Below are 9,264 nucleotides of genomic sequence, written 5' to 3' on the forward strand. Positions count from 1 at the left end.
CCCCTCCCGGGTGCGGGGCGCCGCCGCGGTCGCGGGGGCCGTGGCGGTCAGCCGGTGTTCTGGAGTCCGGCGGCGACGCCGTTCACGGAGAGCAGGAGCAGCCGCTCCAGGTGCTGCTGGTCCTGCTCGGAGAGCGAGTCCGCCTCTTCGCCCCGCAGCGCCTCCAGTGCGCGCAGCTGGAGGTGGGACAGCGCGTCCACGTACGGGTTGCGCAGGTCGACGGCCCGCGAGAGCACCGCCCGGTTCTCCAGCAGGCGGCTGTGGCCGGTCACCCGCAGGACCAGCTCGCGGGTGAGGTCGTACTCGTCCAGCACCCTCGCGGTCAGCTCCGGCCGGCCGCCCAGCGCCAGGTAGCGCTCGGCGATGGTGCGGTCGGTCTTGGCCAGGCTCATCTCCGCGTTGTCGAGCAGGGACGCGAACATCGGCCACTCGCGGTACGCGGCCCGGAGGGCGGACACGTCCTCGACGGCGGCCAGCCCCGACCCCAGCCCGTACCAGCCGGGCAGGTTGACCCGGGTCTGGGTCCAGGCGAACACCCACGGGATCGCGCGCAGGTCGCCGAGGCCGCGTGCCGCCCCGCGGCGCGCGGGGCGCGAGCCCAGCCGCAGCTCCCCGAGCTCCTCCAGGGGGCTGACCCGGGAGAACCACAGCGCGAAGTCCTCGGTGTTGATCAGCTCCAGGTAGGTCTCCTGGGCCGCTCCGGCGATGGCGTCGGCGACCCCGCGGAACCTGGCCTCGGCGGAGCGCTCCCGCTCCTGCACCGCGTCGGTGGAGGCCATGAGTACCGCGTGGCCGACCTGCTCGATGTGGCGGCGGGCGATGGCGGGCTGCCCGTAGCGGGCGAAGATGACCTCGCCCTGCTCGGTGACCTTGAACCGGCCGCCGACCGACCCGGGCGCCTGGGCGAGCAGGGCGCGGCTGGCGGGCCCGCCGCCGCGTCCGAGCGACCCGCCGCGGCCGTGGAAGAGGGTGAGCCGCACGTCGTGCCGCTCCGCCCACGCGGCCAGCCGGGCCTGGGCGTCGTACAGCCGCAGGGTGGCGCTGACCGGGCCGACGTCCTTGGCGGAGTCGCTGTAGCCGAGCATGACCTCGACGCGGCGGCCGGTCTGTTCGAGCCTCCGCCGGATCTGGGGCACCTCCAGCATGCCGTCGAGCACGTCGGGCGAGGCGTCCAGGTCGGCGCCGGTCTCGAACAGGGGGATGACGTCGAGGACGGGCATCCGCTCGGGCGGCAGGGCGTGGGAGGCCAGCTCGTGGACGGCGGCGACGTCCTCCGCGGTGCGGGTGAAGCTGACGATGTAGCGGCGGCACGCCTCCACGCCGAAGCGCTCCTGGATCCAGGCGATGACCCGGATGGTCGCCAGTACCTCCTCGGTGCGCTCCGAGGGGGCCTTCCCCGCCCTGAGCTCCTCCAGTGCGGCGGCGTGCACCTCGCTGTGCTGGCGGATCTCCAGCTCCGCGAGGTGGAAGCCGAAGGTCTCCGCCTGCCAGACGAGGTGCTGGAGCTCACCGTAGGCCTGGCGGACGGCGCCCGCGTCGACCAGCGAGTCCTGCACGGTGCGCAGGTCGTCGAGGAAGGCGTCGGCGTCGGGGTAGGCGAGGTCGGCGTCGCGTTCGCGGGTGGCGCGCAGCCGGGCGGCGGCCAGCAGCAGGAGCTGGCGGTGCGGCTCGTTGGGCGAGCGCTCGCCGATCCCGGCCATCAGGGCGGGGTGGCCGGCGCGGGCCGCGGAGAGGGCGTCGAGCAGCGCCGGGCTGGCCGGGGTGAGGTTGGAGTAGGCGGTGAGGGTGCGGGCGACCCTGTCCGCGGCGCCCTCCAGCCCGCGCAGCACGTGCTCGGACTGGATGAGCACGGCCTCGCGGGTCACGTCGTGGGTGACGTAGGGGTTGCCGTCCCGGTCGCCGCCGATCCAGCTGCCGTAGCGGACGAAGGGCGTGGCGCGCGGGGGCCGGACGCCGGTGCCGTCGGGGTCGATGGCGGCGTCCAGGCTCCGGTAGACCTGCGGGATGACGGAGAAGATGGTCTCGTCGAACGCCGCGAGGGCGGTGCGCACCTCGTCGAGCGGGTCGAGCCGGGTGTAGCGCAGCTGGGAGGTGCGCCAGAGGAGGTCGATCTCCTCCAGCAGGCGCCGGTGCGCCTCGGCGGCGGCGCTGCTCCCCTCGTGGGAGGCGTGCCAGGCGTCGAGGTCCTCGCTGATCCGCTGGATGGAGGTGGAGACGGCGCGGCGCCGGGCCTCCGTGGGGTGGGCCGTGAGCACGGGATGGAACTCCATGCCGGCCACGAGCTCGTTGAGGCGCTCCTCCCCGCCGTCGGCCTCCCGGATGGCGCGCACGGCGGCGGCCAGGGACTCGCGGGGAGGGTTGGCGGCGTCGTCGCGCTCGCGCAGGGCCCGCATCCGCTGGTGCTCCTCGGCGAGGTTGGCCAGGTGGAAGTACACCGTGAAGGCCCTGGCCACCTGCTTGGCGCGTTCGAGGGGCCAGGCGGCGACGATCGCGGTGATCTCCTCGCCTGTGACGGAACCGTCACGGGCGCCGATCACGGCGTGTCGGAGCTTCTCGACATCGGCGAGCAGTTCCTCGCCGCCGCTTTCGGCGAGGACCGTTCCGAGCATCTCTCCGAGGAGTTTGACGTCATTCCTGAGTTGCTCGGGAACTTCCTGCCGGGCACTGTCGCGTTCTGCGCTTACCGCTGTCATGGGCCCGACACTACAGAGATCGGGCCGGACGACAGGTGCGCGGGGGCGCATTTCCGACGCACTTTGCCCGGGCGTTAAGCATTGTTGCGCAAGGGAAAGGGACGCACATTTCATCACGTCGTTTCCGCGCCGCCGCGGGCCGGTCCGGCCCCTTCCGGAGGGGTGCGGACAGGGCCGTGCCGAACCGCACCTACTGGCGAGTAACCAGGGCCGCGTGCCCCGGTCCCGCGAGGTCGCGGTTAACCTGCGTAGTTATGGCCACCGAAGCCCCTGAACCGCTGCCCGCGGACGAGATCGACATCCACACCACCGCGGGCAAGCTCGCCGACCTGCAACGACGCCGGTACGAAGCCGTCCACGCGGGCTCCGCGCGAGCCGTTGAGAAACAGCACGCCAAAGGCAAGATGACGGCCCGCGAGCGCATCGACGCGCTCCTCGACCCGGGGTCGTTCGTGGAGTTCGACGCCCTGGCCCGACACCGCTCCACGAGCTTCGGGCTGGAGGGCAACCGCCCCTACGGCGACGGTGTCGTCACCGGCCACGGAACCGTCGACGGGCGCCCCGTCGCCGTCTTCAGCCAGGACGTCACCGTCTTCGGCGGCTCCCTCGGCGAGGTCTACGGCGAGAAGATCGTCAAGGTCCTCGACCACGCCCTCACCAACGGCTGCCCCGTCGTGGGCATCAACGAGGGCGGCGGCGCGCGCATCCAGGAGGGCGTCGTCGCGCTGGGCCTGTACGCGGAGATCTTCAAGCGCAACACCCATGCCTCGGGCGTCATCCCGCAGATCTCCCTCATCATGGGGGCCGCCGCGGGCGGACACGTCTACTCCCCCGCCCTCACCGACTTCGTGGTGATGGTGGACGAGACCTCGCAGATGTTCATCACCGGCCCCGACGTCATCAAGACCGTCACCGGCGAGGACGTCTCCATGGAGGACCTGGGCGGGGCGCGCGCCCACAGCACCAGGTCGGGTGTGGCCCACTACATGGGCGCCGACGAACAGGACGCCATCGACTACGTCCGCACCCTGCTCTCGCACCTGCCCGACAACAACCTGGAGGAGGCGCCGGTCCTGGCGCCCGAGGACGACCCCGGCGACGAGGTCACCGACACCGACCTGGCCCTGGACACCTTCATCCCGGACTCGGCCAACCAACCGTACGACATGCGGACCGTCGTCGAGGCCGTCCTGGACGACGGCGAGTTCCTGGAGGTCCACGCCCGGTTCGCCACCAACATGGTGGTGGGCTTCGGCCGCGTGGACGGCCGTTCCGTCGGCATCGTCGCCAACCAGCCCATGAGCTTCGCGGGCTGCCTGGACATCGACGCCTCCGAGAAGGCCGCGCGCTTCGTGCGCACCTGCGACGCCTTCAACGTCCCCGTCCTCACCTTCGTGGACGTGCCCGGCTTCCTGCCCGGCACCGACCAGGAGTGGGACGGCATCATCCGGCGCGGCGCCAAGCTGCTGTACGCCTACGCCGAGGCCACCGTGCCGCTGATCACCGTGATCACCCGCAAGGCCTTCGGCGGCGCCTACGACGTCATGGGGTCCAAGCACCTGGGCGCGGACGTCAACCTGGCCTGGCCCACCGCGCAGATCGCGGTCATGGGCGCCCAGGGCGCGGTGAACATCCTGCACAGGCGCACCCTCGCCGCCGCCGACGACGTCGAGGCCGAGCGCGCCCGGCTCGTCCGCGAGTACGAGGACACCCTGCTCAACCCCTTCTCCGCAGCGGAGCGGGGATACGTGGACGGCGTCATCATGCCGTCCGAGACCCGGGGCCAGATCTCCAAGGCCCTCCGGGCGCTGCGGAACAAGCGCAAGCAGCTGCCCCCCAAGAAGCACGGGAACATCCCGCTGTGAGCGCGCCGAAGAACCCGCCGCACCTGGTCGTCGTCCGGGGCGAGCCGACCGCGGAGGAGGTCGCGGTCCTCACCGCCGTCCTCGCCGCGCGCGCGAACGCCGCCCGCGCCGCCTCCGACGCGCCCGGGGAGGACCGGCGCCCCTCGGGGTGGGGGGACCGCTCCCGGAACATGCGCGCCCCGCTGCGCCCCGGGCCCGGGGCCTGGCGCCTGAGCACGAGGTGACGGTCCCCGTGCTCCACCACCACCCAGACGTCGCAGGGAGCGGCCGGTGCGCCTCCGCCCCACGCCACAGCAGAAGGACTTCCCACCGTGCGTAAAGTACTGATCGCCAACCGCGGCGAGATCGCCGTGCGCATCGCCCGCGCCTGCGCGGACGCCGGACTGGCCAGCGTCGCCGTCTACGCCGAGCCCGACCTGGACGCCCTCCACGTCAAGCTCGCCGACGAGGCCCACTCCCTGGGCGGGTCGACCCCGGCCGACTCCTACCTGGACATCGCCAAGCTCCTGGCCGTGGCCGCCGCCTCGGGCGCCGACGCCGTCCACCCCGGCTACGGTTTCCTGGCCGAGAACGCCGACTTCGCCCAGGCGGTCATCGACGCCGGCCTGACCTGGATCGGCCCGCCGCCCTCGGCCATCACCGCCCTGGGCGACAAGGTGCAGGCCCGCCACATCGCGCAGAAGGTCGGCGCGCCCCTGGTCGCGGGCACCCCCGACCCGGTGGAGTCGGCCGAGGAGGTCGTGGCCTTCGCCGCCGAGCACGGGCTGCCCATCGCGATCAAGGCCGCCTTCGGCGGCGGCGGGCGCGGGCTCAAGGTCGCCCACACCCTGGAGGAGGTCCCCGACGCCTACGAGTCCGCGGTGCGCGAGGCCGTGACCGCGTTCGGGCGCGGGGAGTGCTTCGTGGAGCGCTACCTGGACCGGCCCCGGCACGTGGAGACCCAGTGCCTGGCCGATACCCACGGCAACGTCGTGGTGGTCTCCACCCGCGACTGCTCGCTCCAGCGCCGCCACCAGAAGCTGGTGGAGGAGGCCCCCGCCCCGTTCCTGTCCGCGGAGCAGACCCGGCAGCTCTACGCCGCCTCCAAGGCCATCCTGGCCGAGGCCGGGTACGTGGGCGCGGGCACGTGCGAGTTCCTGGTCGGGGTGGACGGCACCATCTCCTTCCTGGAGGTCAACACCCGCCTGCAGGTGGAGCACCCGGTGACCGAGGAGGTCACCGGCATCGACCTGGTCAGGGAGATGTTCCGGATCGCCGACGGCGAGGAGCTGGGCTTCGGCGACCCCGAGATCCGCGGGCACTCCTTCGAGTTCCGCATCAACGCCGAGGACCCCGGGCGGGGCTTCATGCCCGCCCCGGGCACCATCACCGGGCTGAAGCTGCCCGGCGGCCCGGGGGTGCGGGTGGACACCGGCTGCGAGGCCGGGTTCACCGTCCCCCAGGCCTTCGACTCCATGGTCGCCAAGCTGATCGTGTCCGGGCGCACGCGCGCCGAGGCGCTGCGGCGCTCGCGCCGGGCACTGGCCGAGTTCGAGGTGGGCGGGATGCCCACGGTGATCCCGTTCCACCAGGCGGTCGTGGAGGACGAGGCGTTCGCGCCCGCCGACCCCGCCCAGCCGTTCGGCGTGTACACGCGGTGGATCGAGACCGAGTTCGACAACACGATCGCGCCGTGGTCGGGCGCCCCCGGCGAGGCGGAGCAGGCCGGGCGCGAGAGCGTCACGGTGGAGGTGGGCGGCAGGCGGATCGAGGTGGTGCTCCCCGCGGGGCTGAGCGCCTCGGCCCAGGCCCCCGCCCCGGGCGCGGACAGGCGCAAGCGCTCCTCGCGCAGGGGCGGTGCGGGCGCGGCGGCCGCGAGCGGCGACTCCCTGGTCTCGCCGATGCAGGGCACCGTGGTCAAGGTCGTGGCCCGGGAGGGGCAGAGCGTGGCCGAGGGCGAGACCGTGGTCGTCATCGAGGCGATGAAGATGGAGCAGCCCCTGACCGCCCACAGGGCCGGGACGATCCGCGGCCTCAAGGTGTCCGCCGGGGAGACCGTGGGCAACGGCGCGGTGGTCTGCGAGATCGAGGACGCCTAGGACGCCTGGCCCACGGCCGACGGGAGCACGCGGGGGAGGCGCCGGCCGGCGCCTCCCTCATGCGTCACGCCCCGCCGAGCTCCCCCTCCCGGCACGGGAGACGCGGGTCAGGTCGATGTCCAGGTCGCACGGCGCGCTGGTCTTGAGCCGCTCCCGGTACACGGTCAGATTCCCGTACTTCTTGTTGACCGGATCGAGTTCGTAGGCGTACACCACCGCTTCCATGTGCGCTTCCTCCTCGACGAGCCAGAAGTGGGGGATCCCCGCCTCCGCGTAGAGCTGTGGCTTGCGCTCGTGGTCACGCACCTCGGGCTCCGGAGAGATCACCTCGACCGCCAACGCGACGAGCTGCGGTTCGATCCAGGTGTCGTGCACCCCCTGCCCGTCGCCTTCGCGGACGAGCATGAGATCGGGTTCGGGCCTCTGCCGCTCGGCGAACCTGACCGTCATCTCCCGGTACGTCACCATGTCCTCGGGGACCTGGGCGTCCAACTGCTGTTCGAGCAGTTTGAGCACGAACATGTGAAAGCGCTTCTGGGGGCTCACCAGTACCGGGCTTCCGTCGATGAGTTCGGTGTGCGGCGGAAGATCCGGGATGCGGTCGAGGTCGTCGGCGGTGAAGTCCCGCCGGGGCGGCATCGGAATCGTCACCTCACCGAACTCGGAGACCAGGATTTCGGCCACGGTGGGAACAGACATGTCGCCGCCTCCGTTCGTCGGATCGTTCTCGTCGCCCACGGTAGCCATCACTGTCACTCCGTCACGGTGGTTTCCACGGATCCTTCCCCGGATCCGGCGATCCACGTGATCCTCGCCCCATCCGGACGGAGCGGAAGGTCGAAAAAGCCCACGGTGTCGACAGTGTGGCCCCTGGGACAGCAAGACGTCGACACACATGTATGGAATAAGTAAGGGATCGAGGCTATTGTCCTTGATCGTGACGAACATCTGGGGACTGACACGAAGGTGGCACATCGACCTGTGCCGCCGCGGCTGTCAGGCGTGTAGCTAGGTCCACGCGCGCCCGTCCGGGCAGCGCGCCGCACACCCGTACCCACCATCCGTCACCTTCCCACTGGTGATCCCGCCATTCCCCGAGCCGGGGCCGCGTCCCACCGCGCCGACCGCGTCGTCGTGCGCTCCTCCGGCTGCCTTCACCACCTGGAGTCACATCCCGTGTCCGCACAGAGCACCGAAGCGCCCACGAAGCGCAGAGGCTTCCGTTTCCCGTTCGCGGCCCAGGTCCTCCTCGGCCTGGTCCTCGGCGTCGTCCTCGGCGTCGTCGCCTTCCAGATCGGCCCGGTCGGCGAGGCGGGCGACCCGAACTGGCTCGCCGTCACCCTCGAGACCATCGGCTCGACGTTCGTCACGCTGCTCCGGACGATCGTTCCTCCGCTGATCGTCCTGGCCGTCATCTCCTCCATCGCCAACCTGCGCAACGTCACCAACGCCGCGCGCCTGGCCTGGAAGACCCTGCTCTGGTTCGGCGCCACCGCCCTGATCGCCGTGGCCATCGCCATCGGCCTCGGGCTGACCATCCGGCCCGGCCTCAACAGCGCGGTCGACGGCGCCAGCGCGGGCGACCCGTCCGGCACCGGCTCCTGGCTGGCGTTCATCGAGAGCATCGTCCCGGCCAACTTCCTCGGCCTGGCGGCGGACACCTCGGTCGCGGACGACGGGACCGTCAGCACCTCGCTGGGCTTCAACGTCCTCCAGCTGATCGTCATCGCCATCGTCCTGGGCATCGCCGCCGTCAAGGTCGGCAAGGCCGCCGAGCCCTTCATCGCCTTCACCGCCTCCGCGCTGGAGGTCGTGCTCAAGGCCCTGTGGTGGGTCATCCGCCTGGCCCCGATCGGCACCGTGGGCCTGCTGGGCAACGCCGTGTACAGCTACGGCTGGACCACCATCGGCGCCCTCGGCAAGTTCACGCTGACCATCTACATCGGCCTCGCCCTGGTGCTGTTCGTCGTCTACCCGGTGATCGCCCGGCTCAACGGCCTGTCCCCGGCGAAGTACTTCAGCGGCGCCTGGCCCGCCATCCAGCTCGGCTTCGTGTCCCGCTCCTCCATGGGCACCATGCCCGTGACCCAGCGGGTCACCGAGCAGAACCTGGGCGTGCCGCGCTACTACTCGGCGTTCGCCGTCCCGTTCGGCGCCACCACCAAGATGGACGGCTGCGCCGCGATCTACCCGGCGATCTCGGCGATCTTCATCGCCCAGTTCTTCGGGATCGACCTCGGCGTCACCGACTACCTGCTGATCGTGTTCGTCTCGGTCATCGGCTCCGCCGCGACCGCCGGCACCACCGGCGCGACCGTCATGCTGACCCTGACCCTGTCCACGCTGGGCCTGCCCCTGGAGGGCGTCGGCCTGCTGCTGGCCGTCGACCCGATCCTGGACATGGGCCGCACCGCGGTCAACGTCGCCGGCCAGGCGCTGGTCCCGACCGTCGTCGCCAAGCGCGAGGGCATCCTGGACCTGGACCGCTACAACACCAGCCCCGACGCCTCCGGCTTCGTGCCGCTGGACGAGCCCGCGGCCGGGTCCGACACCGCCGACGCGGACGACGCGGGCACGGAGGCCGACAGGGAGGCCGCCGCGAGCGGCGCCTCCGCCAGGGGCTGACAC

The 9,264-nt window shown here is 71.9% G+C and carries 6 protein-coding genes; 4 read left to right on the top strand and 2 right to left on the bottom strand.

The genetic code is table 11. The features are described 5' to 3' along the window. Window positions 1–47: 47 nt before the first annotated feature. On the bottom strand, window positions 48–2,609 hold the full coding sequence (locus tag ACWGL3_RS28510) for a phosphoenolpyruvate carboxylase (protein WP_267950249.1): 2,562 nt from the start codon (window positions 2,607–2,609) through the stop codon (window positions 48–50). A gap of 338 nt (window positions 2,610–2,947) precedes the next feature. On the opposite strand from ACWGL3_RS28510, the gene ACWGL3_RS28515 reads away from it, so the two are divergent. The 3 genes from ACWGL3_RS28515 (at window position 2,948) to ACWGL3_RS28525 (ending at window position 6,636) form a co-directional block, all read left to right on the top strand. Then, entirely contained in the window at window positions 2,948–4,558 is a 1,611-nt protein-coding gene (locus ACWGL3_RS28515) for an acyl-CoA carboxylase subunit beta (RefSeq protein ID WP_267948157.1), read from the top strand. After that, entirely contained in the window at window positions 4,555–4,782 is a 228-nt protein-coding gene (locus ACWGL3_RS28520; RefSeq protein WP_267948156.1) for an acyl-CoA carboxylase subunit epsilon, read from the top strand. Before ACWGL3_RS28515 ends, ACWGL3_RS28520 begins: the two co-directional genes overlap by 4 nt. A gap of 87 nt (window positions 4,783–4,869) precedes the next feature. Further along, complete coding sequence (locus tag ACWGL3_RS28525) at window positions 4,870–6,636, top strand: acetyl/propionyl/methylcrotonyl-CoA carboxylase subunit alpha (protein ID WP_452462007.1); 1,767 nt, start codon at window positions 4,870–4,872, stop codon at window positions 6,634–6,636. 57 nt (window positions 6,637–6,693) lie between these two features. Here the strand turns inward: ACWGL3_RS28525 and ACWGL3_RS28530 are convergent, their stop codons facing one another. Further along, complete coding sequence (locus ACWGL3_RS28530; RefSeq protein WP_452462008.1) at window positions 6,694–7,335, bottom strand: Uma2 family endonuclease; 642 nt, start codon at window positions 7,333–7,335, stop codon at window positions 6,694–6,696. Between the two features lie 477 nt (window positions 7,336–7,812). Here ACWGL3_RS28530 and ACWGL3_RS28535 point away from each other — a divergent pair, with 477 nt between their 5' ends. Then, window positions 7,813–9,261, top strand: a complete 1,449-nt coding sequence (locus tag ACWGL3_RS28535) for a dicarboxylate/amino acid:cation symporter (protein WP_267948153.1) — start codon at window positions 7,813–7,815, stop codon at window positions 9,259–9,261. Window positions 9,262–9,264 lie beyond the last annotated feature (3 nt).

The sequence above is a fragment of the Nocardiopsis sp. NPDC055824 genome (genome assembly GCF_053616335.1).

Bases quoted from the DNA above. Each gene is read 5' to 3' on its own strand.
- ACWGL3_RS28510 (WP_267950249.1), bottom strand. From the start codon at position 2,609: ATGCTCGGAACGGTCCTCGCCGAAAGCGGCGGCGAGGAACTGCTCGCC.
- ACWGL3_RS28515 (WP_267948157.1), top strand. From the start codon at position 2,948: ATGGCCACCGAAGCCCCTGAACCGCTGCCCGCGGACGAGATCGACATC.
- ACWGL3_RS28530 (WP_452462008.1), bottom strand. From the start codon at position 7,335: ATGTCTGTTCCCACCGTGGCCGAAATCCTGGTCTCCGAGTTCGGTGAG.